Origin of the sequence: uncultured Marinobacter sp. (genome assembly GCF_963974375.1) — a bacterium.
Classification (GTDB): domain Bacteria; phylum Pseudomonadota; class Gammaproteobacteria; order Pseudomonadales; family Oleiphilaceae; genus Marinobacter.
This window is the reverse complement of the sequence record NZ_CAXBDN010000031.1, coordinates 1-23,718: the sequence shown is the minus strand read 5'-3', so window position 1 is coordinate 23,718 and position 23,718 is coordinate 1. Positions and strand designations below refer to the sequence as shown.

The 23,718-nt window shown below is 55.0% G+C and carries 25 protein-coding genes; 15 read left to right on the top strand and 10 right to left on the bottom strand.

Going from position 1 to position 23,718, the window contains the following annotated elements; genetic code table 11:
- Window positions 1-1,194 (bottom strand): chromate efflux transporter (gene chrA, locus AAC035_RS04505; protein WP_339800475.1); only part of this gene is annotated, 1,194 nt, incomplete at its 3' end.
- A gap of 353 nt (window positions 1,195-1,547) precedes the next feature.
- On the opposite strand from chrA, the gene AAC035_RS04500 reads away from it, so the two are divergent.
- Window positions 1,548-1,775, top strand: coding sequence for a hypothetical protein (locus tag AAC035_RS04500; protein ID WP_339800473.1), 228 nt, complete (start codon window positions 1,548-1,550; stop codon window positions 1,773-1,775).
- Window positions 1,775-4,282 (top strand): heavy metal translocating P-type ATPase, encoded by a 2,508-nt coding sequence (locus tag AAC035_RS04495; protein WP_339800471.1) that lies wholly within the window; start codon window positions 1,775-1,777, stop codon window positions 4,280-4,282. Before AAC035_RS04500 ends, AAC035_RS04495 begins: the two co-directional genes overlap by 1 nt.
- Window positions 4,283-4,396: 114 nt before the next feature.
- Here the strand turns inward: AAC035_RS04495 and AAC035_RS04490 are convergent, their stop codons facing one another.
- From AAC035_RS04490 to AAC035_RS04470, 5 genes are all read right to left on the bottom strand, one after another.
- Window positions 4,397-5,086: a hypothetical protein gene (locus AAC035_RS04490; RefSeq protein WP_339800469.1), complete on the bottom strand. Its 690-nt coding sequence runs from the start codon at window positions 5,084-5,086 to the stop codon at window positions 4,397-4,399.
- A gap of 15 nt (window positions 5,087-5,101) precedes the next feature.
- Entirely contained in the window at window positions 5,102-5,836 is a 735-nt protein-coding gene (locus AAC035_RS04485) for a HupE/UreJ family protein (RefSeq protein WP_339800467.1), read from the bottom strand.
- Window positions 5,837-6,489: 653 nt separating this feature from the next.
- Window positions 6,490-7,383, bottom strand: a complete 894-nt coding sequence (locus AAC035_RS04480; RefSeq protein WP_339800465.1) for a cation diffusion facilitator family transporter — start codon at window positions 7,381-7,383, stop codon at window positions 6,490-6,492.
- A 122-nt stretch (window positions 7,384-7,505) separates the two neighbouring features.
- Window positions 7,506-8,009: a DUF411 domain-containing protein gene (locus tag AAC035_RS04475; protein WP_339800462.1), complete on the bottom strand. Its 504-nt coding sequence runs from the start codon at window positions 8,007-8,009 to the stop codon at window positions 7,506-7,508.
- A gap of 126 nt (window positions 8,010-8,135) precedes the next feature.
- Window positions 8,136-8,507, bottom strand: a complete 372-nt coding sequence (locus tag AAC035_RS04470; protein WP_339800460.1) for a hypothetical protein — start codon at window positions 8,505-8,507, stop codon at window positions 8,136-8,138.
- A 723-nt stretch (window positions 8,508-9,230) separates the two neighbouring features.
- On the opposite strand from AAC035_RS04470, the gene AAC035_RS04465 reads away from it, so the two are divergent.
- The 13 genes from AAC035_RS04465 (at window position 9,231) to AAC035_RS04405 (ending at window position 17,931) form a co-directional block, all read left to right on the top strand.
- A complete protein-coding gene (locus AAC035_RS04465; RefSeq protein WP_339800458.1) occupies window positions 9,231-10,538 on the top strand; it encodes an FRG domain-containing protein in 1,308 nt (435 codons plus the stop codon).
- 27 nt (window positions 10,539-10,565) lie between these two features.
- Window positions 10,566-11,591: a DUF2806 domain-containing protein gene (locus tag AAC035_RS04460; protein ID WP_339800455.1), complete on the top strand. Its 1,026-nt coding sequence runs from the start codon at window positions 10,566-10,568 to the stop codon at window positions 11,589-11,591.
- 156 nt (window positions 11,592-11,747) lie between these two features.
- Window positions 11,748-11,870, top strand: a complete 123-nt coding sequence (locus tag AAC035_RS04455) for a YHYH domain-containing protein (protein ID WP_339800452.1) — start codon at window positions 11,748-11,750, stop codon at window positions 11,868-11,870.
- 68 nt (window positions 11,871-11,938) lie between these two features.
- The gene (locus AAC035_RS04450; RefSeq protein ID WP_339800449.1) at window positions 11,939-12,253 is read left to right on the top strand and encodes a hypothetical protein; all 315 of its coding nucleotides are present in this window, start codon (window positions 11,939-11,941) and stop codon (window positions 12,251-12,253) included.
- 370 nt (window positions 12,254-12,623) lie between these two features.
- Window positions 12,624-13,622: a hypothetical protein gene (locus tag AAC035_RS04445; protein WP_339800446.1), complete on the top strand. Its 999-nt coding sequence runs from the start codon at window positions 12,624-12,626 to the stop codon at window positions 13,620-13,622.
- 132 nt (window positions 13,623-13,754) lie between these two features.
- Window positions 13,755-13,997: a type II toxin-antitoxin system Phd/YefM family antitoxin gene (locus AAC035_RS04440; protein ID WP_339800444.1), complete on the top strand. Its 243-nt coding sequence runs from the start codon at window positions 13,755-13,757 to the stop codon at window positions 13,995-13,997.
- Window positions 13,994-14,257 (top strand): Txe/YoeB family addiction module toxin, encoded by a 264-nt coding sequence (locus AAC035_RS04435; RefSeq protein ID WP_339800441.1) that lies wholly within the window; start codon window positions 13,994-13,996, stop codon window positions 14,255-14,257. The genes AAC035_RS04440 and AAC035_RS04435 overlap by 4 nt, the downstream gene beginning before the upstream one ends.
- Window positions 14,258-14,345: 88 nt before the next feature.
- On the top strand, window positions 14,346-14,879 hold the full coding sequence (locus tag AAC035_RS04430; protein WP_339800438.1) for a hypothetical protein: 534 nt from the start codon (window positions 14,346-14,348) through the stop codon (window positions 14,877-14,879).
- 117 nt (window positions 14,880-14,996) lie between these two features.
- The gene (rho, locus tag AAC035_RS04425) at window positions 14,997-16,031 is read left to right on the top strand and encodes a transcription termination factor Rho (protein WP_339800436.1); all 1,035 of its coding nucleotides are present in this window, start codon (window positions 14,997-14,999) and stop codon (window positions 16,029-16,031) included.
- 174 nt (window positions 16,032-16,205) lie between these two features.
- Window positions 16,206-16,607 (top strand): GFA family protein, encoded by a 402-nt coding sequence (locus AAC035_RS04420; RefSeq protein WP_339800434.1) that lies wholly within the window; start codon window positions 16,206-16,208, stop codon window positions 16,605-16,607.
- A gap of 92 nt (window positions 16,608-16,699) precedes the next feature.
- Window positions 16,700-17,317, top strand: coding sequence for a LysE family translocator (locus tag AAC035_RS04415; protein WP_339800431.1), 618 nt, complete (start codon window positions 16,700-16,702; stop codon window positions 17,315-17,317).
- The gene (locus tag AAC035_RS04410) at window positions 17,241-17,729 is read left to right on the top strand and encodes a BrnT family toxin (protein WP_339800429.1); all 489 of its coding nucleotides are present in this window, start codon (window positions 17,241-17,243) and stop codon (window positions 17,727-17,729) included. The genes AAC035_RS04415 and AAC035_RS04410 overlap by 77 nt, the downstream gene beginning before the upstream one ends.
- Complete coding sequence (locus AAC035_RS04405; RefSeq protein WP_339800427.1) at window positions 17,722-17,931, top strand: BrnA antitoxin family protein; 210 nt, start codon at window positions 17,722-17,724, stop codon at window positions 17,929-17,931. The genes AAC035_RS04410 and AAC035_RS04405 overlap by 8 nt, the downstream gene beginning before the upstream one ends.
- A 152-nt stretch (window positions 17,932-18,083) precedes the next feature.
- On the opposite strand, the gene AAC035_RS04400 is transcribed toward AAC035_RS04405, so the two are convergent.
- From AAC035_RS04400 to AAC035_RS04385, 4 genes are all read right to left on the bottom strand, one after another.
- Window positions 18,084-19,274, bottom strand: coding sequence for an HlyD family efflux transporter periplasmic adaptor subunit (locus AAC035_RS04400; protein ID WP_339800424.1), 1,191 nt, complete (start codon window positions 19,272-19,274; stop codon window positions 18,084-18,086).
- A 4-nt stretch (window positions 19,275-19,278) separates the two neighbouring features.
- Entirely contained in the window at window positions 19,279-21,639 is a 2,361-nt protein-coding gene (locus AAC035_RS04395) for an ABC transporter permease (RefSeq protein ID WP_339800421.1), read from the bottom strand.
- Window positions 21,636-22,355 carry an ABC transporter ATP-binding protein gene (locus tag AAC035_RS04390; protein ID WP_339800418.1) on the bottom strand — a complete coding sequence of 240 codons (720 nt, stop codon included), beginning with the start codon at window positions 22,353-22,355 and terminating at the stop codon, window positions 21,636-21,638. The genes AAC035_RS04395 and AAC035_RS04390 overlap by 4 nt, the downstream gene beginning before the upstream one ends.
- 168 nt (window positions 22,356-22,523) lie before the next feature.
- Complete coding sequence (locus AAC035_RS04385) at window positions 22,524-23,564, bottom strand: cyclase family protein (protein WP_339800415.1); 1,041 nt, start codon at window positions 23,562-23,564, stop codon at window positions 22,524-22,526.
- Window positions 23,565-23,718 lie beyond the last annotated feature (154 nt).

Genomic DNA, 23,718 nt, shown 5'->3' with positions numbered 1-23,718 from the left:
GATAAGGACGCCGCCCGTAGCGAGCAATGCGACAACCGCCCAGGCGGGCAGTTTCCACACGCTGAGTAGCAGAAAACCGGTCAGTGCCAGCGCAAACTCGAAACGGCCAACAATGGCGCTGGTCCAGACCGGCTGATACAGCGCCGCGCCGAGAATGCCGACCACAGCGGCATTGGCGCCACGCATCAGAGCCTGGGCGCGATCCCAGCGTCGGAACTGGTTCCAGTAGGGCAGCACGGCCACCAGCAGCAGAAGCCCGGGCAGGAAAATCATCACCAGAGCAAGGCCTGCGCCTATCAATGGAGAAGCCACCGGCTGCATCACCGCACCGAGATAGGCGGCAAAGGTAAACAGCGGCCCCGGCACAGCCTGGGCCGCACCGTAGCCCGCCAGAAAGTCATCGGGCGTTACCCAGCCAGATTGCACCACTTCTGCTTCCAGCAACGGCAGCACCACATGACCGCCACCGAACACCAGGGCACCAGCCCGGTAGAAGGCATCGATCACTGCCAGGGTCTGTGATGGGGCGACCCAGGCCAGCAGAGGCAGGCCCAGCAGCAGGACTGTAAAACTCAGGCCGGCGATCTGTCCGGCGCGTCTTGTGACCGGAAACGACAGCGCCCGACTCCCGGTACCGATATGGGCCTGGCACAGCAACAAGCCGGCACCGGCGCCCACCAGGATCGCGGCCACCTGCCCCAGTGGCCCACTGACCAGTATCACCAACAACAACGCGGCCAGGGCGATACCGGCACGACGCTGGTCAGGGCAAAGCGTGCGGCCCATGCCCCACACGGCATGGGCCACAATGGCCACTGCCGCAACCTTGAGGCCGTGAATCAGGCCCTGGCCCACCGGACCGTCCAGCACCGCCGCACCGAGCGCAAACAGAACCAGCAACAGGGCCGAAGGCAGGGTAAAGGCCAGCCAGGCCGCCGCCGCGCCCCAGCCACCGGCCCGTAACAGTCCCAGGGCAAATCCCACCTGACTGCTGGCAGGCCCCGGCAGAAACTGACACAGCGCCACCAGATCTGCGTAGTCCTGTTCAGACAGCCAGCGCCGCCGTTCCACAAATTCGGTGCGGAAATAGCCCAGATGAGCAACCGGCCCACCGAACGAGGTCAGGCCCAGCATCAGAAATGCCCGGAATACTTCCCGGACGCGGCCGGTGGGGCGTGGAGATTCGGAAGTCATAGAACGCCTTTGGTAAGAATCCGCATGCATAAAGGTACCAGAACAACGGCGGGCTGGGACACGACCGGCCCCCGGTGGTTACTGGATCGGCTGATGTTGCTAGCGTAACACTCAACTATTTTCACTCTTGATAGTGCTATGCATCAATAGCTGCTGGCATTACTCAATGTCCGGAATGAACGGTCTGATGCCTGAAATAAATGCGGTGCTCCGCAATTACTTGGCCCTTTTTGTCTATCCTTTGAGGTAAATCAAATACACTTAAAACCGCCGACTATTTTCAGTTTCAATTCAGGTTTAGGGTGTTATGAAAGCGGTAAGGTAACCGACATCGGACGATAGAGGTAAATATCATGATGGGTGATCACATGTTTGGTAACACCATGTGGGCAGGGCATTGGCTATGGATGCTGGTCATTGCAATTGTAGCCGTCATCCCGGTCTGGCGTATTTGCCAGCGCATTGGTTATCCCGGCTGGATGGGCATTCTGGTACTGATTCCCATGGTCAATCTGGCGCTTCTCTATTTCATCGCGTTCAGTGACTGGCCAATCAATAGGGGCGATAGGGAGAAATCTTGATGGCCCGCGAAAATGAACAGTCACTTGAGCGGCAGAGGGAGCTTGAGTTGATTGTGCCGGGCATGGGGTCAGACCACTGTGCCGGTATTATCAACAAGACCATTAGTCGCCTGGATGGAATTGATACGGTAAAGACCAACATCGCCAAACACCGGGTGAGTGTCCGCTCTCTCGCGTCTGGCCCGGACGGCGACGCCGTCAGGAAGGCCGTGGAAGGCGCCGGGTACGATGTGGCCTCGGTCAGAGAAGTCGGTAGCAAAACGATCAGGGTGACGGTTCCCGGCATGGGATCGGATCACTGTGCGGGCATTATCAAGAACACACTTGCGCGCCACGGCGGCGTGCAGAAGACGTCTACCAACATCGCCAATCACACGGTCAGTGTTGTGGTCGGCGCGGACGGGCCGACAGAGCAGGAATTGAAGAAGCTGATCGAGGGTGCCGGGTACGACGTAGCCGCTGTCGCCCAGGAGGGCGATACCGATCAGGAGGAAGACTCAGCCGTTGAGGAGGCCTACCTCAAGCTTGCGGCGCGCCGGCTCTGGATAGCGGCGGTACCAACAACGCTGATCATGCTGTTGATGATGCCGCATATGTTCTGGCAGCCGATTCCGGGGTATCTGGCGATTGTCGTTGTGCTGGCGTTCCCGGTGGTGTTTTTGTTTGGCGGTGCTGCTACCCATAAAGCCTCCTGGCGCTCTCTCAAGAACGGCACCTTCAACATGGATGTGCTGATATCCATGGGCAGTCTGCCACCGTTCATCATTGGGCTGGTGGGCTTCGTCTATCCGATGACATCGTTTGTCGAGATGGCAGCCACCATCATGACCTTCCACCTGGTTGGCCGGTATCTGGAGGCAAAAGCCAAGGGTAAAGCCTCACAGGCGATCCGTCGGTTGCTGACCATGGGTGCCAAGACCGCCCGGGTGGAGCGGGATGGCGAGGAAATTGAAATCGCCGTCAAGGAACTGGCTGCAGGCGACATTATGGTGGTCCGGCCCGGCGACAAGGTGCCGACGGATGGAGAAGTCGTCGATGGTGAGAGCCATCTGGATGAATCCATCGCTACTGGCGAGTCGGTTCCGGTCTATAAAAGCGTGGGCGATGCCGTTATTGGCGCCACCATCAACAAGGAAGGGCGCCTGAGGGTCAAGGCGACCCGGGTTGGTGGTGACACCTTCCTTGCCCAGGTGGTGAAACTGATCGATGAGGCCCAGGGGTCCAGGGTACCGATTCAGGAATTTGCCGACCGGATGACCGGTCGCTTTGTACCCCTGGTGCTGATTATCGCCCTGGGCAGTCTGCTGGCCTGGCTGCTGGCTGCGGATTCGCTGCGCCCGATTCTGGAATGGGGTGCCGGTTTCCTGCCGTGGGTCGATCCCACCGCCGCGACACCGGTGCTGGCGATCCTGGCCGCAATCGCGGTCCTGGTCATTGCCTGCCCTTGTGCCCTGGGGCTGGCGACGCCGACCGCCCTGATGGTGGGGTCGGGTATAGGTGCCGAGCGCGGCATCCTGATTCGCTCAGGTGAGGCCATTCAGACCTTTAAAGACATCAAGGTGATGGTGCTTGATAAAACCGGCACGATTACCAGAGGTGAGCCAAAGCTTACCGAAACCGTCGCCGCCTTAGGGATATCGGAGACGGAACTGCTGGAACTTGCGGCCGCGGTGGAAAATGCTTCTGAACACCCCATCGCCCGGGCCATTGTAGACGGCGCACGGGAGCGGGGCGTTAAGCCCGGCGATGTGTCCGACTTCCGGTCCACCGGAGCCCGGGGAGTGTCTGGTAAGGTCGCGGGGCAGACGGTGCTGATCGGTAACCGTTTGTTGCTGGAAGAAAACGGTGTGCAGGGGCTGGAGGCCCTGGACAAGGATCTTCAGGAACTGGAGGGCAAGGGCAGAACCGCCGTCATCGTCGCCCGCGATGGTCAGGCCTGCGGCATTGTTGCGGTTGCGGACACCCTGAAGGACGAATCTGTTGCTGCCATCAAAGCCATGCACGAGCAAGGGCTGCACGTGGTCATGATTACCGGTGACAACGAGCGCGCGGCGAACGCGGTTGCCAGGGAAGTCGGCATCGATGAGGTCCGTGCTGGCGTGTTGCCGGAGGGAAAAGTGGATGCTATCCGCGAACTTCAGGAGAAATATGGCAATCACGTTGCCATGGTAGGCGACGGCATCAACGATGCTCCGGCCCTGAAACAGGCGAACGTGGGAATTGCCATCGGCGCTGGCGCGGATGTGGCCATAGAAGCAGCGGATGTAACCCTGGTGCGGGGCGAACTGTCAGGCGTTGTCGACGCCATGGTGCTGTCCCGCGCGACCTTCAAAAAAATCGTTGAAAACCTGCTGTGGGCCAGTGGCTACAATATCGCAGCCATTCCTATTGCGGCTTCAGGCCTGTTGCATCCGATGATCGGCGTGGTGGCGATGACCGCCAGCTCCCTGTCCGTCATTGGTAATTCAATGTTGCTGCGGCGGCGTTACGATAAAGAGCGCCGATAGGGTTCACTGATTCACCAGTTACGACCCCAAAGCATGTCGCAAGACCAAAGCAATATTGACGAGAGCCATTCGAGAGCCGGCACTGATGCCGGCTCTCCCGGTTTGGCAGCGCTATCAGAGCATCTTTTTCAGCTCACCATGATCACCACTGGTACGGAGCACCACCGTCACATCATTGCTGTTGCGGTTGCGAAAGAACCAGCCGTGGTTTCCGGTGAACGCAGCTTTCAGTTCGCCTTCATCCTCCGGGACACCGCGGCCCTTTTCATAGGAAATGGACTGACCACCGCCGTCACCGTGGGTATCGAAGTTGATTGGGCCGCCTTCAGATACCCAGGAAAAGCGGGCGATGTCACCCTCGTTCATTGTGAGCTTGAACTCCGTGCCCTGGCCTGGCGTCAGAACAAAGCGTACCTCATCCTGCCATTCAGTTTCGCTCACGGGTGCCGGCGCAGGTTCTTCCGGTTTTGCCTCGGCTGCAGGAGCAGGAGCAGGAGCAGGCGCTGCGGCTGTCTCGGTGACTGGCTCAACCGGTTCTGGCCTGCTTACCTCGGTATAGGGCTGAACGGGCACCATTTGCGCGGCGGCATCAGCGGCGGCTTCTTCGGCAAGTTGCTGTTTGATTTCCCCCATTTCTGTCAGGCCCAGAAGGCGGCCTGCACCGGTGGGATCAAGTGCGTACTCGGCGGGCATCACCACGGTCACCAGCAGCAACAGTGCCACGATGGCGGCGATAATGGTGGAGCGGATCAGCTTTGCAGTGCTGGGCAATTCCTGGCGTGTAGGCATATCGCTGTTGTACATAATTATTCTCCAGAATCAGGCGACAAAATAACCGGTAAGCTGGTAGCCAATAAGCAGGAATCCGGCGCTCATCATGGCCACATTGGCGGTGTAGGCGTGACGGAAAAAGCCATCGGTTTTACGCCAGAAACTCATTACGATCAGAATCATGGCCAAAGCAATGAGCTGGCCGATTTCCACACCCACGTTGAACGCGAGCAGGTTCGGTACCAGACCATCCGGTGAAATGTCGTACTCGATGATTTTTGATGACAGACCGAAGCCGTGGAAGAAACCGAAAATCAGGGTGGCGGCCTTGGTGTTGGGCTGGAAACCGAACCAGCGCTGATACGCACCAAGGTTATCGAGTGCCTTATACACCACCGAGAGACCGATGATGGCATCGATGATGTAGCTATTGATGCCTATATTGAAATAGACACCCAGCAGCATGGTGGTGGAATGCCCCACCGCAAACAGGCTCACGTAAATCGCGATGTGCTGCATCCGGTAGAGGAAGAAAACCACCCCTAGCAGGAACAGCAGGTGATCATAGCCGGTGACCATGTGCTTGGCCCCCAGGTACATAAAGGCAATCAGATTTATTCCTGTGATTTCCTGAATATATCCCTTGTCGCCTTCGGCCACGGCGTGGGCCAGTACGTCGGCGCTTATGCCGAGCAGCCCGAGTGTCAGAAAAATCCAGATCAGACGGTATCCACCGACGGCTGCGCGCCCACACCGGCTTCGGTCAAGCAAAGTTGACAGCATAGTGACTCCAATTGTTTTCTTTTAAAAAACAGCAAAGCGGCGAGAATCAGACAATCAGGGAGGCTTTTGGAGGGCGGTCCAACCGGTAACGAAAACTGTGGGGGGAGTCTCCAGCAAAGGGTATGGATTGCCGGAGCGATAACTCGTGGTGGCAGGGGTGGTGGATGGTCAACCGATCCGCCGTATCGTGGGTGTGATTACCAGAGTCATGGTGCATGTGAGGGTCTGACTTTTCGTCGGCACCATGTTCGTGGGGATCATGACTGTGCGAATGGTCCTGATGATCCACTACCGCAGATCCGGTCAGCTCAGCAATACCATGAGAGGATGCCTCACCAATGGCAGAAAACGTCATACCAGACATAGCAACCAACATGATCAGAAGAGGGACCAGTTTTCTGTGGTAGGCGGCTGCAATCATAACTGTCAGTGCATTGGTCGGAAGAACGAAGACGTATATCAAGCTGCGTCTGACGGAGTGATAATGGCGCCGAAGATAACATCTTCCTTTGCCTGAGTAGCAGTTAAAAAATGTAAATGACCTCAAGGATTTTTGCCCGCCATGCTGGAAATCCTGAAACACCGGATCTACCGGCTCCAGTTCATCGCACAGGTGGTTACCTTGCTCGGGCCCGGTCCGGGCACGGTTGTACTCAGCCCTTCAACGCCAGAATGCGTCTGGCGCCGCTGAGCACAATAACCCCCACAATGGCACCGATCACCAGGTCAGGGTAGTTGGAGCCGGTCCAGGCAACGAGTGCTCCGCCGAGGATAACACCCACATTGATCACCACGTCATTGGCCGAGAATATCCAGCTGGCCTTCATGTGGGCGCCGCCCTTGCGGTGTTTGGCGATGAGCAGCAAACAGGCGGTGTTGGCAATCAATGCCACGACGGCAATGATCATCATCAGCGTGGATTGCGGTTCGCTGCCCATCAGAAAACGCCTGCCCACTTCAACCAGAACGCCCAGGGCAAGAATAAGCTGAAGAATGCCGGCGATATGGGCTGCCCGCACCTGCTTCTGGATACCATGGCCCACAGCAAACAGGGCCAGACCGTACACGGCGGCATCGGCAAACATATCAATGGAGTCTGCGATCAGGGCGGCGGACTGGGCGATCACGCCCATGGTCATTTCAACCAGGAACATCAGGCCGTTGATGGCCAGCAATATCCATAAGGTAGCGGATTCCGCAGCCTCATTCGTGTCGGAATCTGCTTTTTCGAGGGCGTGGAGACCTGGGTGACGGGTGTCCTGAAGCACAGCGCCCAACCGCAGGGTTTCCAGTTTGCTGGTAATGGCGCCGGCATCTCCATTGTGGAAAACCTCAAGGGTACGGGCCGACAAATCGAAAGAGAGCGCCTGCACGGAGTCGAACCCACCGAGTGCCAGACGGATCATCCTTTCTTCCGAGGGGCAGTCCATTTTGGGCACTTTATAAACGCTGAGCCACTCGGCTGATGACGTGGGAACGTCTGACTCAGTGGTTGCCTCTGTGTCGGGTTCGTCACAGCTGCACTGGTCGCTACAGGATTTACTCATTCACCACTTCCGGTTCACGCAGAGGTTGCTATCGATAGAAAATCTATAGCAGCAGCCAGGGTAATGGAAGAGGGGGCAATGCAATGCAGCTGATGAACAGACATCAGCTGCACCTTGGGCCATCAATACTCGTAGCGTTTTACGCTTTCAGTCCGTCCGTCGGCGGCGAATGCCATCACGTCATAGCTGTCGTATCGTCCGGTGTCCATGCCCGGAGCACCTTGTGGCATGCCTGGAACGGCAATGCCCAGGGTCTTTTCGCCAAAGGGTAAAGAGGTGGATGCCAGGTAGGCCTTGATGTCATCCGCCGGAACATGACCTTCAATCACGGCACCGTCGATCAGGGCCGTGTGGCAGGAGGCCATCTCTCGAGGTAACTGATGCCTGATCTTGATCTCGTTGACGTTGTTCGTGTTTTCGACTTTTACGTCAAAACCATTACGTTCAAGGTGTTCGACCCAGTCTCCGCAGCATCCGCAACTGGCACTTTTGTAGACGGTCATGGCGCGATCCGTGTGAGCGGGTATGGCGTGCTCCAGCACGGGTTCGGCAGCCTGCAGCCTGAAGCTGATGGCGGTGGTAGTGATCAGAAAGGCCACGAGGCCGAGAGTGGTTTGAGTTTTCATGGGTAGTTCCTTTGAATCAGGCGGAGCATAGCGGACTCAGAGCAATAGGCTGTTGAGGTACGCGCTAACCGGAATAGCTATTGGACTGCCGGGCTCAGTGGCCTCAGCGTTGACACAGGAATGCCTTCAGGAGAGAAAATCAGGAGGAGGGGTTTGAACTTCAGGAATGGGATTCTGATAAGCCGTTCGGGCCGCCAGGGCGACGAACTGGCCAGGGAGATGAGCCGGCGCCTGCATGGGGCCAGTTATCAATGCGTAAACAGACGCAAACGAGCACTGGGACGCACCGACGCGACAGTGAGACTGCTTCGATTCACTGCAGTCTATGGGAGCATCGCCGTGAGATTGGGCCGCATCATGAACCAGACCGCCGCATCCACTGCTGTACGTTGCCTCCATACCGGCGTGATCACTCAACTGGGGAACCGCGCCCACGGAGGGGCCACCTGCCAACAGCAGGATGCTCAGAAATGCCGTTATCAGCTGACGTGCAGTCATAACCGTTTCCAGGCAAAGCAGTGGGTTCACCAGCGAAGTGACGTCACCTCGCAACCTTTGATCGTTGCTCGGGCTCCCAAGCCAAGGGCCCGAATAAGAGCACCTGGGGCAAGAATAGAACCCTTGAGCAGATCACAGGTCAAGCGTAGCGCATTTGTGGTCAGTGTCTTTGATTTGCATCAAACCGGGTTGTGCTGTCGTGAGGCCCCTGTCACATCAAGCGGTCAGCCCTCCAGCTAACGGCCCGTAACAGTCCCGGGGCAAATCCCACCTCACTGCACGCTTGGGTATCACTGAGGCCCGTCAGGCTGGTGTGCCACTCCGGCCGTTTGACGACGCCATGCTAAAGCCGGTGGGAATCTCTCAGCACCACCAGACCAAATATACTGGCGCGCCGATAACGCAAATGAACCGCCCGGTCCGCTTCCGAAGCGGTCGAGAGCTGCTATGCTTGGGTAGTGTTTGAAGACAGATTCTGTCGTGAAGGTGACGGATTATCTGGATATCCCGGGAATACACGACCACTTTAGGCGGTATATTCGAAATCTACTGACATTTTGTCGTTTTTTCAGGAATGGATATGCTGGTTTTGCGGTGCTTGTCTTTCGTTAACTTATTGAACTGTATAGCTTATATGAGAGTTTTCAGCGTTGGGCGCGTCCCGGCATGTCGTCACTTTTGACGTAGAATAAACTGTTAAATTTTTAGGAGCTACCTTATAGAATGTACAATCTTTTAGTTACCGCAAAACGAGGCGTTTGGGACGCACCATTCTATGAGTTCGATAAAAGTCGCTTTCTCGAGTATACAACCGAGTCAATTGCGGAAGCCTTCAAGTCTCTTAGCCCCAGCCTTATAGAAATATTAAAGGGGTATCCGTGTATATTTGCATATGAAGGTGATGACCAAGATCTGCGTATTGGAAAACTTACATCAATCAAAGAAAGGGGAAGAAAGCTACTCATAGAATTTGAGATTGATCAGAATATACCCCCAATACCCTTTGCGGATATTGAGCCAATAGCACCGCTTCTTGATATACGTGATTGGGAGATCAATAGAACCCACTGGGCGGTTAAGGATGAAGATCTTTTTGCACGCCTTTTATCTGCTGGATTGTTAAATGATGAGCAAATACAGGAGCCGGACAAGCAGGAGAAGCCGCCAGCTAAAAAGTCTACCGCTCCGAAAGTGTCAGCTGTGCAGGGCTTCATTGGTAAGGTCCTTTCTTCTGAAAGAGAAAGTGATTTAGAGGTTTTTTACCGGGGCCATTCAAATAAAAATAAATATAAGCTAGAGCCATCGCTATTCAGGAAAGATGACGATGGGAATTATCTCTATTTAGAAAATGAACATATATTGTACCGGGAGCTTCTTGTATCAAACTCTGCAGACTTTCAATCTGACGAATATACTTTGGATAAGCTGGTGAGAATGCAACACTATTCGCTGCCAACTAGATTATTGGACATCACTTCCAACCCGCTAATAGCTCTCTATTTTGCGTGCAAGTCGGCTCCAAATGAAGATGGTGAAGTGATTATATTTTCTATGCCAAGGAAGGAGGTTAAGTATTTCGACTCAGATGTTGCAAGCTGTATATCTAGTTTAGCCAGGATGCCAAAAGGAGAAAAAGACAGAATTAGCTTTGAAGTAGAGGATTTTAATAACCAATCCTCCGTAAAGCGACTAATCCATTTTATAAAAGAAGAAAAACCATACTTTGAGCCAAAAATAATTCCTGATGATCTAAGAAAGATAATCTGCGTGAAAGGCAAGCAAAGTAATGACCGCATATCCTCTCAGTCTGGCGCGTTTCTATTATATGGGCTTGATTCCGTTATGGACGAAGAAGGAACTCCTGAAATAAGTGTAACTCGAATTACCGTGGACAATAAGAAAAAAATACTAAAAGAGCTTGATCTTCTTAATATTAATGAGAGCACAGTATTTCCATATATTGAAAACTCAGCTAAGTACGTTGCCGATAAGTATAAATTTAACAAAGCATTGCAGTGGACAAGCCGCTGAATGCGTCGTAAAGAATAAGAGGGGAGCATGGATTATCCTGGTGAAAAACTACTTATCAAACTTTGGGAGACCCTCGCTGAAAAAGGTGTAGGCTCACTTTTGACTCCATGGCAGGAAAAAAGATTGGCACAGGCCCGGATCGAAATTCGAAGGAATGAAATGCTTCAAATCGCGCAAGCTGAAAAAGAAGTTGAGGCTATCAAGTTAGGCACCTCCTCTCTGAATGACAATTGTTCGACGAAGCTTTTGGAGGTATCTCCGGAAAGGGTCGATGAATTTGGGAGAGTTGAGCCCACGCTAGACCTTGATGATCTTGCATCCAATGTTTTGAAAAGCGGCCTATCCGAAGGCATTAGGAAAGAGGTTAATATAGCAAAAGCGATACTCAATGCCGAAGACATACTACAGAACGATGAGCAGGAACCCTCAGAAGAGCCTGTAGAAGAGGATTGGCTGTACGCTTGGAGAGATTATGCTGGGCGGGTATCTTCGAGTGAGCTCCAAGATTTATGGGGACGCATTTTGGCCGGTGAAGTGAAGCAACCAGGCACGTACTCAATGCGCACTCTAGAATTTTTGAAAGGGCTCTCAAGATCCGAAGCTTTGCTAATAAGTAAGCTTGCGCGTTTTGTCATTGCCTCCCGAATATTTCGAGACAAAGAGCAATTTTTAGAAAGTGAAGGAATTAACTTTACGAAGCTAATGTTTCTGCAAGATATTGGGGTCCTATCTGGCGTAGAGGCAACAGGCTTATCTTCTACCTTTCGAAGCCTCTCAAATGACAGCTTTTTCCAAGCAATCACAGCGAACAAAAAAGTGATCATATTGGAAAATGACGATCCAAAAAAAGAACTGAAAATGCCTGTTTACCTTTTAACTCAAGTTGGAACAGAAGTGCTAGAGCTCGCAAGTTTCGATATCCATCCGGATTACTTGGAATCGGTGGCAAAGGATTTTGTTCGTCAGGGCTTTAAAGTGAAACTTGCAGATTGGGTTCAACAAACTGCTAGCTCTGGTCAATTTTTCAACGCCAGAGAAGTAACACTGGAATGAATCTCTTAACCAGCAGGTGAAGCCGACCGTGGCTTTTACGCCGCTTCGCTCTGAAAAAGCCACCGCAGCGCTCGTCGTTAACACTCACAATGGAATTGGGTGTTTCATCGCTTAGGAAGGCACTATGGAAAATATATCCAACAAAAAGGTGTTCCTATGAAAAAGCTAGTCGCTTTCCTGTTTGCTTCAATGATGATCGTTGGTGTTGCCCATGCTCATTCTGGCGGCACTGATGCAAATGGCTGTCATGCGGGTTCAAAGCCCTACCACTGCCATTAATCAGTAGGTTACTGCTCTGAGGAGACTCGTTCTCCTCAGAGCAGTGCACTACCTGATCGAGCACAAGCTTGGATCCGTCATTCTTCCACCCCATGTACCGCAACGAAGATACCGGCCGGCTGGCCTACGATCCTGCTCAAGATCATCCTGTTCGCCTACTCCAAGTGAATCACCTCAGCCGCGAGATGCAGTGGTGCTGCGAGACCAGTATCATTTTCAAGGCCGTGTTCTGCGATACGGTGCCGCATTTCACCACCCTGGCCAAGTTCGTCAGCAGCCACGTGGATGAGATTGACGAGCTGTTCGAACAGCCGCAGCCGGGCCCCGAAGTTCGCGCAGCAGAAAGACAAGCACGGAAAACGCCACCAGAACCTGCCGGATAAGGGCTGGAAGGACACCATCCCGGCGAGTAAATTCCAGTTCGACCCAGTAAACCTGCATCTGTCCAACGGGCGAATCCCTCACCTACCGGGGCCAGTGGCAGCTATACTGCCTGGTACACAACATTGAGAAGCTGGCGAATTACGGGTAGATGGCAGCATGAGGCTGGGGTCGAAAGGGTCGAAACGGGCCTTCTGGAAACCGGTGGTGTCGGCATTCGTGGCCCCCTGGAGCCGATACCGGTTCCTGTGCATCGGAATCTGGAGAGCCGTTCCGTTGACGGACGGGTCAAAAAATTAGCAGTCAGGCTGTGGGGATAACTCAAAATCGGGTTTTTCTACAGCGTCGTTAGATTTTTCATAGGAAAGCTAAGTGAAGCATTGGACAGAGCCGAACGGAATATTCCTGATTCAAATTCCGACAGAGTGGCAATACCTAAATCCTGTCGTGGAAGACGAAGAAGAAAAGTCTCCATACAGCTTTCAGCCTTATGAAAATGCTAAAGGGTGCTTTCAAATTAGCTGTTATCCACTAGATGAACTGTCGCCTAAGCTTGCAGACCAATATCCGAATGGCGTGCCAAGCTCTACATGGCGATCTTATAGAATGGATGACTCAGAATTCTGTGTTCACATGTTTTTTGGAGCGATAGAAGATCAGGCTTTAATTGGTAAATTTATCTATGATTCGAATCTTGAAAATGATGGACGAATAAATGCTGAGCTCCGCGTAGTTGATGATATTTTAAAATCCTTGGTGATTGTCCCTCCTGATGACCGAAAGCTCGCTTCTGATATGGACAAGCTTGATCGGTTCCAAGGGGCTTTAGCTGCATCATACGACCTTCTGGATAATGCAATAGAGTCTGATTCCTTTATCGAAGTAATTGCCGTTTCTTCCAATCAGATCGATGCCTTTCTCAGGTTAAGTATAGTCATCTCCATCCAACTTAAGAACCAGACGGACGAGGTTCCACTAAAATACCTTTTTCAAGCTGAGGCTGAACGAGGATTGATGGAGCGGAAAATATACGATGACGCCCTCAAATATAGCGTCATTACAGACAATGACCACAAAGAGCTTAACTCCCTATATAAGTTAAGAAATCGGGTGATACACAGGTATATAATATCTGACATAAAGACCCGAGATTTACCCGGTATTGCACTCAGATATATTGAGGCGTCTGAGAAAGTGCGATTAATATTACGAGATCTTGAGAATGAGCAAAAGTGTTGTCAATATGGAATTTACGGTAAGAAATTCATGAAATTTTCCGAGCCTGATGACGAGGCAGTAAAACGATTATTTGCTGACGTTAACGACAAGCATCTTATTCGTAAATTCGCCAGGAAGATCACGAATGATTGAATCTAACAAATTCAGGCAATGGACGCTCCTGACGTCACACCCCTGCTGAAGGCGTTATGAAAAGCGTTCGTCTTGACGTACGTACCCATAGGCGTACACTTGGTGGAAATTTGAACACGCAAGAGGTGCGTCATGACGGGAATCACAGCAACTGAGGCGCGCAGCAACCTTTATCGGTTGATTGACGAGACCGCCGAGTCCCACCAACCAATCGTCATCATGGGTAAGCGGAACAAAGCCGTCCTGGTTTCCGAGGAAGACTGGTCTGCAATTCAGGAAACACTTTACCTGCTCTCCGTACCCGGTATGCGGGAGTCTATTCGTGAGGGGTTGGATACCCCCGTAGATGAATGCGATGAGGAGCTGGACTGGTGACATGGAAGTTGGTTTACACCAGGCAAGCCCAGAAAGATGCAAAAAAATTGGCCTCCAGCGGGCTCAAACCAAAAGCCCAGGAACTGTTAGCGCTGATAGCGGAAGATCCATACCGCAAACCGCCTCCATTTGAGAAGCTCATTGGTGATCTTGCGGGGGCCTATTCACGCCGCATCAATATTCAGCATCGTCTGGTCTACCAAGTGCTCGAGGACGAGCGAGTGGTGAAAGTTCTCAGGCTCTGGAGTCACTACGAATAATGCATAACCAGCCGCTGTTGCCGGACAATTTTTCCACCGCTGCGCGGCTCCAAAATTGCCGTAAAGCTCTGCGTTAGCGAGTAGGTTTATGCGTCGGATTTGGATGGTAGCTTTGTTAGCAGGCATTTTGGCAGGATGTGCCAATGTTTCCCGCTTTGAGAAAGACGCTTTAGTCGCCCATGGAGAACATCTTAATAATGCTCCTGAGACTCTTTATTACACACTATTTATAGAAATTGGCAGGGTGACTGACGCTAACATAATGAAAGTATTGGTTAAATTGACACCAGATGCGCCTCCCATATTGCTATCAGAAGTGAAACCAGAGTCAGTTGCCAGGTATTTGCCGCGATTTGTACCCCCACCACAATGGCCGGAGCATTTGAAGAAAAAAGCAACAGAATATCAGGCCTATGTGGGTGGCGGTTTCCACATCACATTTGACGATGGTCGGTTTATATCTATAGGAATATGCTCGCATTGTTCCGGAGGTCGTGAGTATCCGGTCATCGGAACTCCAAATGGAAATGACTTTTATACACTGCCACTTACAGAGCAGCAGCTTATAGATGTATTCGGTTCGCCTGGCCGAGTGTATAAGGTCAATGAAGTTAGGTATTGACGCTAACAAACGCATACAGTCGGACGTGGACTTCCCCCAGTTTTGTGCACACTGGTTTTTTGCCTTGGGCTGGCTTTGTAAAAATGGTCTTCAGCAATCTGTCAGGGCTTCTGTTTTTTGGCGTCATCAGCCCATTTCGAAAAATATCTATCAAAAAAGAGCTATCAAACCGTTATGACGAGAAAGACATTAAGCTTAACCCGGAAACCAAATAAAGACGCCAAACCAGTGGCTAAGGAAGCCGAAGCTATGGTTGAGGTTGAAGGTGAGGCTGATCCACAAAAGCGTTTTTTAAACGGTGTGGCTATCAATCCTGCGCCGGGGATTCGCCTGGAGTCAGGTTCAGAAAAACTCACGGTGCGCGCGATGGATTTGATCACTCCGATTGGAATGGGGCAACGGGGTTTGATCGTTGCACCGCCGGGGTCTGGAAAGTCGACGATTCTAAAAGATATTTGCCAGGCGGTGGGCAAGGCGTATCCCGAGATTAAACTTTACGCGTTATTGATAGATGAGCGCCCCGAAGAGGTGACTGATTTCAAGCGTAGCGTCCCGGCTGAGGTACACGCTTCTTCTTCGGATGAAAGCTATGCTCATCACGCTCGCGTTGCCGACGAGCTTCTTGATATCGCTCGCCAACAAGCTGGCGAGGGTCACAACGTCATGATTGTGATTGATTCTCTCACCAGTCTTGCGCGTGTGCACAATGCGGAGCGAAAGAGCAGCGGTCGTACTATGTCTGGCGGGGTTGATGCTCGAGCGATGGAGATCCCGCGGAGGTTGTTTGGCTCTGCACGAAACCTTGAGAATGGCGGCTCGCTTACCATTTTGGCAACCGTTTTGGTTGATACCGGCAGCCGTATGGATCAGGTTATATTTGAGGAATTTAAGGGCACGGGGAACATGGAGCTGGTTTTATCAAGAGAGGTTGCGAATCAGCGAATCTTCCCCGCGCTGGACATTTCGAAAAGCAGTACACGTCGTGAAGAGCTGCTGTTGGATCCGAAATATTTAAACAAAATAAGAGCGTTGCGCCGGGCGCTTAGCGGTCTCAAACCGCTGGAGGGCACAAAAAAGCTGGTTGAGCTGCTTGAGAAATACCCCACAAATGCTGAGCTTCTGGAAAACATCCCCGGGACGCCCATCGATTGAATCCGCGCTACGGGGGGCAGACCCTGGTTGAAGTTGATGGCCCGTGGTGGCCGATATGCGTCGTCTGGCGCAATTGCCGGGCTGATCACCACCATCTGCGCAACTGGTGAAACCCCATCTTTTGGGTTGGTCTGAAGGATGAAGAAGCCTAACCAGGCAATGGAAGGAGTTCTAATGACTGATCACTTCGGTTCTTGTCTGTGCGGCACTGTGAGTTTTGAGGTAAAAGGTGATTTCGACAGTTTTTACCTGTGCCATTGTCAGCATTGCCAAAAAGATACAGGTTCGGCTCATGCGGCAAATCTATTCTCGCACTCAGCTAAATTGGTCTGGCAGTCGGGTGCAGATTCTGTGACTTCCTTCACGCTCCCCGGCACTCGTCATAGCAAAAGCTTTTGTAAGCTGTGTGGTTCAGCATTGCCAAACACTCAGGTCGCAGGTTTTCTCGTTGTTCCCGCAGGGTGTTTGGACACTGAAATCACTATGTTGCCAACAGCGCATATCTTCTTATCCAGCAAAGCTGCTTGGGATGAGGGGGCAGGGGAGGTGCCAAAGTTCGAGGGACTGCCAGCTTGAGCTACCATCACATAACCAATGGCTATTGTCGGACGCAGCTACGCTGGCGCTCCGGTGCGCCGTAAAGCCAGTCGTTAAGTCCAAGGATTGGTATGAGCCTGATTGAGATAATAGCTTTGTTTGTCGTGATGACAATTTTGGCGCTCGTTCCGAGCACTAGCGTCGCGTTGGTTGTTGCTCGATCTTCGACAGCCGGATTCTTGAACGGCGGTGCTGTTGCGGCTGGAATCGTAGTCGGTGATCTCGTTTTTGTGTTTCTCGCTGTTCTTGGAATGGCTGCGTTAGCCGAAGTGATGGGCAGCTTTTTCTTGATTCTGAGGTATTTGGCGGGTGCGTATCTGATCTGGTTCGGCATCAGCCTTTTGAAATCGAGGCCTTCATCGCAAGTAGAGGCTTCTGGCCGGTTAGCAACGACATTGTCAGCAAGCTTTTTCTCTGGATTAATCCTCACCCTTGGCGATGTGAAGGCCATACTTTTCTATGCGAGCCTCTTTCCCGCTTTTGTCGATCTCGCCACCATCAAGACTCCGGATATAGCAATAATTGTCGTTTTGACCATAGTTGCGGTTGGTGGCGTCAAATTAGGTTATGCATATTTTGCAATGCGAGTGGCATCATTTGCCAGAGGGCTTAATGCAGAACGACCCGTTAAAGTCGCTGCGTGTGGTTTTATGGTTGGTGCAGGTGCATACCTCATCGCAAAGGCTTAACAGATATGAGCCTTTTCGCGGTCAAGGCCAAGGACAGCGACAGCTTTTCTGTTGCGGCGTTAACTACTATCACGCAGGACTAGCAGATAACTTACACTGTACGTACAATGTAAGCATGCTTCACTTAACCTTCGAATGGGATAGCACTAAAAGCGACTCGAATCTGCAAAAGCACGGTGTCTCGTTCGAAGAAGCGAAGACAGTGTTTACCGATGAATTTGGTCGATTGATGAGCGATCCAGACCACTCTGAGCCTGGCGAAGATCGTTTCCTATTGCTGGGGACGAGTATTCATTCGCGCTTGCTGGTTGTGTGCCATTGCATCAGGCAGGAAGACAGGATTCGCATCATTTCCGCGCGAAAAGCCGAGAAGCGGGAAAGAAAAATGTATGAGAGGTTCCGTCATGCGTGATCACTACGATTTCACCGACTCCAAGCCCAACCCTTACGCCGCGAAGCTCAAAAAGCAGGTAACGATAAGGCTGGACGAGGATACAGTAGAGTATTTCAAGCAAATGTCTGAGCGCAAAGGGATTCCCTATCAGAGCTTGATTAACTTGTACCTTCGAGACTGTGCGGCCAATCATAGGGATCTCAAACTGCAGTGGCAGTGATAGTTAACCAGTGATTGTGGTGTCAATCGCACATATTCAGCCATATGTTCACGCTACGGTTCCTGGTTTTTGGCCATGGTCTTGAGCACCACAATCATCTTTCTCATGCAGGCGATGAGAGCGATTTTCGGTATCTGGTCAGCGGCCGTTTTTTAACGCAACCGCACCCGGTCGCCATCGCTCAACCCTGTCGGCGGGTGCAGGATTACCAGTTCGCCGGGGGCCAGGCCACTTAACAGTTCCCGCTGCAATCCCGCCCGGCGACCAGGTTGCACGGGGGTGCGTTCGGCGGTGCCGTTGCTGATCCGGTAGACGAACCAGTCGTCGCCTTCCCGGAACAGGGCGGCGGAAGGCAGTTGCAGCACGTCGTCGCCTTCCCACAGCAGGAAGCGGGCATCTACCCGGTAGCCGTCGCCCAAATTGTCGGGGCTGCCGCTTTCCAGTCCGACAATCACCCAGACCCGTTGTTCGTCCACGCCGAGGGCAGAGACCCGGGTGAAGGCGGCGGGCTCTACTCTGCGGACCAGCCCGGTGAGTTGTTCATCACCACCCCAGCGCTCCAGTTCTACACGCTGGCCGGGGGCCAGGCGCACGGCGTCGGCGGACAGCACGTCTACCTCTACCTCCAGACTGGCGGGGGTACCCAGTGACAACACCACTTCACCGGGCTGGATCACGCCTTCACTTTCCCGCAATTTGCGCAGTACCACCCCGGTCACCGGTGAGTGCACGGTGACCGGACTGGCGTCCCGGTCCGGCCCCCCGATAGTGAGGGCGGCCCGGGCGGTATCCCGTTCATGGCGCGCTACATCCACCGCGAACTGGGCGGAGCGCAGCAGTGCCTGGCTCTGGCGGGCTTCGGCCCGGGCCCGGTCCAGGTCGTCCTGGCTGGCATGGCCCCGCTCCACCAGCCGCTGGATACGGGCCAGCTCGGTGGCCGCCAGATCAGCCCGCACCTGTTCCGCTTCGGCCCGGGTCATGGTGGCGCTGAGGGCCGCTTCGGTACGGGCCACCACGGCTTCCGCCTGCAACCGGGTACGGGTATCCAGGGGGGCCGAATGCAGCGGGTAGATGTGGAACAGCGGATCACCGGGGGCGATGGCGTCGCCGGGCTCCAGGATGACCCGGGCCAGATGCCCTGCAATGGGAGCCGTCACCTGATAACGGTCGGCAAAGCGGGTGCGGCCTTCGTTTTCGATGGTTACCCGGAACGGGCCTTGCGTCACTTCGGTGCTGTCCACCAGTTGCGGCGGGCTGCGGAAGCCCCAGGCCAGGGCTGCGACGACCAGCAGGGCGGCGAGGGCCATAAGCATCAGGCGGCGGGAGGGCAGTGTCAGGGACATGGTATTACTCCGGAGCTTTCAGGGCCGCCACCATATCCAGCCGGATCAGGTTGCGGGCGATGAACAGGGCGGAAATCAGGGTGGCAACCAGTACCACGGCGGCGGCCATGGCGTAGGTGCCGGTGTTCAGAATCAGGGGTATCCGGTACAGATCGGTCTGCATGGCCAGGGTCAGTAACCAGCACAGGAAGGTGCCCAGGGCGAACCCGGGCAACAGCGCCACCAGGGTCAGCAGCAACAGTTCACCCAGCAGGATGAAGGCCACCTCTGGTCGGGTGAAGCCAAGCACCCGCAGGCTGGCCAGTTCCCGGCCCCGTTCCGCAAAGGCAATGCGGGCATTGTTGTAGGCGACGGCAAAGGCTATGGAGCCGGCCATGAACATGCTGAACAGGGTAAACACCAGTATGTTCTCATCCATCATTTCATAGAATGAGTTGATGCTGTTCTCCCGCAGGGTGACGCCGGCCACGCCGGGGCGTTCTTCCAGCACCGGGTAGAGCTGGTCCAGCTGGCCGGCCTCCAATGCCAGCAGGGCACCGGTGACCCTCGGTCCTTCCTGCAACAGGCGCGACAGTTCCCCTCGCTGCAGGTAGGCACCGACACCGATAAACTCGGTGACCAGCCCGGCCACAGGGATTTGCAGGTGCTGGCGGCGGCCCTCCAGTATATCCACCTCCAGCAGGTCACCGGGCTCGACCCCCAGCAGCCGCGCCAAATGGTCGGTCAGCATCACGCCCCGCTCGGGCAGGGGCTGGGCCTGCAGGCGGGTGTCCAGGATCGAGCTCAGCCGGCTGTCCGGTTCATAGCCCTGTAGCGCGGTGCGGTATTCCCGGTGACCGTGGCGCAGGGTGGCCGCCACGGCGCGGAAGCCTTCGGCGTAAAGCACGTCCGGCAGGGCGGCCAGTTCGCGAATGGCCCGTTCCGGCACCGCGTCGGTAAAGGTGACGGTGGCATCCTGGGTGTTGGCCAGTTGGAACTGCACCGACATCATGTGATCAATGGATGACCGCTGAAAGCCGGTCAGCATCATCATGGCCACCGCAAAGGCGAGACCGGTGACCGAGAGCAGAGCCTTTACCGGCTGGCGCTCCAGATTGCGCAGAATCATCCGGGTGGGTTGGCTGAACCAGTGGATACCCAGACGTTCCAGCAGGGTGCGGCGGTACACCGGCGGTGGCTCCGGGCGCATGGCCTCCGCCGGCGGTAACCGGAACGCGGCTCGCACCGCGGCCAGGGTGCCGATCACTGCGGCGCCACCGGCAATCAGGATGGCGGTGATCGGCACCATGGGGCGCAGTTCGAACGCCAGGAACGGAAAGCGGAAGAATTCCTGGTAAATGCCGGCGAGGGCATCGGTGAGCCACAGCCCCGCGATCACCCCCAGCAGGGCGCCCAGAAAGACAATCACCAGAATCAGGCTCAGGTAATGCCCGGCCACGGTCAGGTTGTCGTAGCCAAAGGCCTTGAGCACGGCAATCTGCTCCCGCTGGGTGCGGATCAGGCGGGCGGCCACCATGTTCAGCAAAAAGGCGGCTACCCCCAGAAACACCACCGGCAGGAACCGGGCCATGGCCTCCAGCTGAGCCAGTTCTTCTTCCAGAAAACGATGAGACACCAGATCATCCCGGTCGTGTGCACCCAGGCTACCCCAGGGAGCAAGCACCTCGTCGAGGGCAGCAATGACGGAATCGCTGGGGTAACCGGGGGTCAGGGTGACGGTCAGGCTGTTGAAGGCGCCGGTCATGCCAAAGGCCGCCTCCACCGCCGAGCGGTTCATCCACAGCAATCCGTAGCGGGCAAAGTCCGGGAACAGATCCCCGGGGCGGATCTGATAGATGAATTCCGGCGACAGGGCAATGCCGGTGATGGTCAGCCGCTGCAGGCGACCCTGTATGACCACCGTCAGCGGATCACCGACCATCAGGCCGTGGGCCTCGGCAAAGGCTTCGCCGATCAGCACCTGATCGCTGCGCCAGGGTTCCGGCAACTGGCCCTGGCGCAGGTAAAGCCGGTTCAGCTGTGGCTGGCGGCCATCGGGTATCGACAACACCTGACCGGTGACTGGCTCCCGGAAATTCTCCAGCCGCAGGTTGACCGGCGCCCGCACCCGGGTTTCCAGGGTGGCAACGCCGGGGATTTTCTGCAGCCGTTGCGCCAGCTGCTCGGGCGCCCGCTTCAGGTCGGCAAACAGATCGGCAAAGTGCTGTTGCTGGTAAACCGTCTGCTGGGTCAGCCGCAGGGTATCCACCATGGCAAAGGACATCACATACATGGCCACGCCGGTGGCCAGCACCAGCATGATGGCCAGGGACTGGCCCTTGAGTTGCCAGAGATTGCGCAGCAGTTTGGTGGTCAGGGTGCTCACCACTGCAGCTCCGTGGGTGCGACCGGGCTGGGGTTGTCTGCGATCTCGCTGACCCGGCCGTCGGTCAGCCGGATCATGCGGTGGGCCATGTTGGCGATGACCGCGTTGTGGGTGATCACCGCAGTGGTGGTGCCCAGTTCCTGGTTGATTTTCTGCAGCACTTCCAGCACCCGGATCCCGGTTTTCGAATCGAGGGCGCCGGTGGGCTCGTCACACAACAGTACAGCGGGGTTCTTGGCGATGGCCCGGGCGATGGCCACCCGTTGCTGCTCACCACCGGACAGCTGGGCAGGGAAATGGTCCAGCCGCTGTTCCAGACCCACCAGTGCCAGGGCTTCATCCGGTGACATGGGGGCCCGGGCGATGTCGGTGACAATGGCCACGTTCTCGCGGGCGGTCAGGCTGGGAATCAGGTTGTAGAACTGGAACACAAAGCCCACATGGTGGCGGCGGAAGTCGGTGAGCACCCGTTCGCTGGCCTGGCCCAGGTCCGTGTCCCGGTATTGCACAATGCCGCTGCTGGCCCGGTCGAGACCGCCGAGGATGTTGAGCAGGGTAGACTTGCCGCTGCCGGAGGCCCCCAGCAGCACCACAAATTCCCCTTCGTACAGTTCCAGATCCACGCCGCGCAGGGCCTGGATTTCCACGTCGCCCATACGGAAGGTGCGAGTGACCTGCTCAAGTCTGAAGACAACCGGGCGTGAAGGCGTATCCATGGGGCGCGGGTCCATCCTTTGGCAAAGCGTTGGGATCTACAACTGATTGTGGCAGTCCGACGAGTAAAACACGTTGTGTCAGGTCAAAAAAAACCCGGCCAGAAGGCCGGGTGGAGGCACGGATACCCTTGCGGGTACCCACGACAGGAAAGGTTAAGGCAGTGTTCGTTATTTGATGGCCACCGGATTGACCGGTGAGCCGGTGCCCTGTTCCATTTTCAGTGGCGCCGCCACCAGCATGAAGTCGTACTGGCCATCCTCAGCACTGTCGGCGGCAAGGTCGTCCAGCCACCAGATTTCAGACAGCACCACGCCCATATCCCGCATCAGGGCACCGTGCAGTGGAATGATGTAGGTTTCACCGTCAATCTCCTGCACCACCCGCTCAACGGCGATGTTGTCCATGGCGATCATCGGGGTCTCCATGGCGTCAATCCACTCCAGCAGTTCCTTGCTGTAGCAGAGACCGGGCTCGTTCATGGCGCTCCACTCGGCATCCGGCTCTTCGTCCCAGAAGCGGGCAATGGAACCGGTCCGGATCACCAGGATGTCCCGTTTGTTGACCGTGGTGCCCTGGGCTTCCGCCGTGGCCTGCAGATCGTCCAGGTGGATACAGGAGTCCACCGGCAGGCGATGGAGATCGCTGCTGCCCATATGGCGACCTACGTCCAGCAGCACGGCGCGACCGACAATGCCTTTCTCGCCTATGGCGCCGACATCGGCATGGCTGTGGCCATGGACGGTGCTTTTCGAGCTTTCACCGCCATATACCTGTTCGCCGTACCAGGCGTGTGCCAGGCCATCCACATGGGTGGTGCCCTGCAGGTACATGAACGCGACATCGTCAGAGTATTTCACGCCTCCGGCGAGAGGTTCCGCCTTGCCCGCCATGTACACACCTTCATCGGTGGCCATGAAGTGCAGGGTGGGCACCCGTCCGGGGAAAACCGGACCAGTGCCTGAGGTCATCGGAATCTGCAGGGTGAAGGTCTTGCCGCTGCGTATGGCGGAGGCACCTTGCTGTGCTTCGGCCTCTCCCAGATAGTTCAGGGCACCGACCTCGTCGTTGTCACCCCATTTGCCCCAGTTGCTGGGCGCGTCTTGCTGCAGTCGCTCTATTGATGTCTCGGCCGTTGCGGTACCGGCCAGGGTCAGTCCCGCCAGCAGTGCTCCGGTGCACAGGGCGAGAGGGGATTGCTTGAATTGCATGGTGCTCTCCTTGTTTTAATTGTCGTCACACTTCGTCCACGGGAATGAAGGACCTATTCCCGTGGTCAAAGATCCTGCAATGTCAGTTGGTACCGCGCCGGTGCATATTCCGGCCCATCGTGACCACCCATTCCGTTTAAACGTGACCGCCTGT

Excerpts from the sequence above, each read along its gene's own strand:
- AAC035_RS04460 (WP_339800455.1), top strand. The coding sequence starts at position 10,566 with ATGGATTATCCTGGTGAAAAACTACTTATCAAACTTTGGGAGACCCTC.
- AAC035_RS04400 (WP_339800424.1), bottom strand. The coding sequence starts at position 19,274 with ATGTCCCTGACACTGCCCTCCCGCCGCCTGATGCTTATGGCCCTCGCC.
- AAC035_RS04495 (WP_339800471.1), top strand. The coding sequence starts at position 1,775 with ATGGCCCGCGAAAATGAACAGTCACTTGAGCGGCAGAGGGAGCTTGAG.
- AAC035_RS04420 (WP_339800434.1), top strand. The coding sequence starts at position 16,206 with ATGACTGATCACTTCGGTTCTTGTCTGTGCGGCACTGTGAGTTTTGAG.
- AAC035_RS04480 (WP_339800465.1), bottom strand. The coding sequence starts at position 7,383 with ATGAGTAAATCCTGTAGCGACCAGTGCAGCTGTGACGAACCCGACACA.
- AAC035_RS04405 (WP_339800427.1), top strand. The coding sequence starts at position 17,722 with ATGCGTGATCACTACGATTTCACCGACTCCAAGCCCAACCCTTACGCC.
- AAC035_RS04475 (WP_339800462.1), bottom strand. The coding sequence starts at position 8,009 with ATGAAAACTCAAACCACTCTCGGCCTCGTGGCCTTTCTGATCACTACC.
- AAC035_RS04415 (WP_339800431.1), top strand. The coding sequence starts at position 16,700 with ATGAGCCTGATTGAGATAATAGCTTTGTTTGTCGTGATGACAATTTTG.
- AAC035_RS04485 (WP_339800467.1), bottom strand. The coding sequence starts at position 5,836 with ATGCTGTCAACTTTGCTTGACCGAAGCCGGTGTGGGCGCGCAGCCGTC.
- AAC035_RS04490 (WP_339800469.1), bottom strand. The coding sequence starts at position 5,086 with ATGTACAACAGCGATATGCCTACACGCCAGGAATTGCCCAGCACTGCA.
- AAC035_RS04410 (WP_339800429.1), top strand. The coding sequence starts at position 17,241 with ATGCAGAACGACCCGTTAAAGTCGCTGCGTGTGGTTTTATGGTTGGTG.
- AAC035_RS04500 (WP_339800473.1), top strand. The coding sequence starts at position 1,548 with ATGATGGGTGATCACATGTTTGGTAACACCATGTGGGCAGGGCATTGG.
- AAC035_RS04430 (WP_339800438.1), top strand. The coding sequence starts at position 14,346 with ATGCGTCGGATTTGGATGGTAGCTTTGTTAGCAGGCATTTTGGCAGGA.
- AAC035_RS04465 (WP_339800458.1), top strand. The coding sequence starts at position 9,231 with ATGTACAATCTTTTAGTTACCGCAAAACGAGGCGTTTGGGACGCACCA.
- AAC035_RS04470 (WP_339800460.1), bottom strand. The coding sequence starts at position 8,507 with ATGACTGCACGTCAGCTGATAACGGCATTTCTGAGCATCCTGCTGTTG.
- AAC035_RS04440 (WP_339800444.1), top strand. The coding sequence starts at position 13,755 with ATGACGGGAATCACAGCAACTGAGGCGCGCAGCAACCTTTATCGGTTG.
- AAC035_RS04385 (WP_339800415.1), bottom strand. The coding sequence starts at position 23,564 with ATGCAATTCAAGCAATCCCCTCTCGCCCTGTGCACCGGAGCACTGCTG.
- AAC035_RS04455 (WP_339800452.1), top strand. The coding sequence starts at position 11,748 with ATGAAAAAGCTAGTCGCTTTCCTGTTTGCTTCAATGATGATCGTTGGT.
- AAC035_RS04390 (WP_339800418.1), bottom strand. The coding sequence starts at position 22,355 with ATGGATACGCCTTCACGCCCGGTTGTCTTCAGACTTGAGCAGGTCACT.